This window comes from Roseomonas sp. KE2513 (genome assembly GCF_016107305.1).
GTDB lineage: Bacteria > Pseudomonadota > Alphaproteobacteria > Acetobacterales > Acetobacteraceae > Roseomonas.
Map to the genome: position 1 here is coordinate 1 of NZ_RCVR01000148.1, position 1,055 is coordinate 1,055.

Here is a 1,055-nt window from a genome sequence, read left to right on the forward strand (position 1 = left end):
AGCGTAATCCGAGCGATGTGATTCGATTGTTCTTGCCCGACGCGGGGGTGATCTGATTCACCCTGCTGGCTGGTGAGGAGGCCAGCCTGGATGGGCCGTACCTTGTCGGAAGATCTTCGCAGCCGGGTTGTTGGGGCGGTGGAGGGTGGGCTGTCCCGCCGAGCGGCCGCTGAGCGCTTCGGCGTGGGGGTGGCTACCGCCATTCGCTGGGTGCGGGTGTTCCACGCGACAGGGACGACGAGGGCTCGGCCCAAGGGCGGGGACCAGCGCTCGCAGCGGATCGAGGCGTATCGAGCCGTCATCCTAGGCGCGGTGGAGGCCAAGGTGGACATCACGCTCGTCGAACTCGCGGCGATGCTCCGGCGCGAGCACGGCGCGCGCTTTGCCCCGAGCACGGTCTGGCGCTTCCTCGACCGCCACGCCATGACGTTCAAAAAAAACAGCGCACGCCAGCGAGCAGGAGCGGCCCGACGTCGCGGCCAAGCGCCGCGCCTGGTTCAACGCCCAGCCTGACCTCGACCCCGAGCGCCTCGTCTTCATCGACGAGACCGGCGCCTCGACCAAGATGGCCCGCCTGCGCGGGCGCGCCAAACGCGGCCAGCGCTGCCGTGCCCCGATCCCGCACGGCCACTGGAAGACCACCACCTTCACCGGCGCCCTGCGGCTGTCGGGAATGACCGCACCCATGGTGCTCGACGGGCCGATGAACCGAGCCGCCTTTGCCGCCTACATCGACCAGGTGCTCGTCCCTACACTCCGGCGCGGTGACATCGTCATCATGGACAACCTGCCCGCCCACAAAGGCCAGCACACCCGTGCGGCGATCGAGGCCACGGGCGCCACCCTCCGCTACCTGCCGCCCTACTCGCCCGACTTCAATCCAATCGAGAACGCCTTCGCCAAGCTCAAGGCCATCCTGCGCAAAGCCGCCGCTCGCAGCCTCGACGACCTCTGGCGCACCATCGGGACCGCACTCCCTCAGTTCACGCCAGCCGAGTGCGCCAACCTCTTCACAGCCGCAGGCTATGAGCCCGAATGAACGGAGTCTGTTCTAG

General features: G+C 68.0%; 1 protein-coding gene. It reads left to right on the forward strand.

Annotated elements, in window-relative coordinates; genetic code table 11:
- Positions 1–90: 90 nt before the first annotated feature.
- Positions 91–1,039 (forward strand): IS630 family transposase gene (locus D9599_RS30670; protein WP_198385124.1). Its coding sequence is split into 2 segments (ribosomal slippage): positions 91–434 and positions 433–1,039, totalling 951 coding nucleotides; the frame shifts between segments, so codons are not numbered across the junction.
- Positions 1,040–1,055 lie beyond the last annotated feature (16 nt).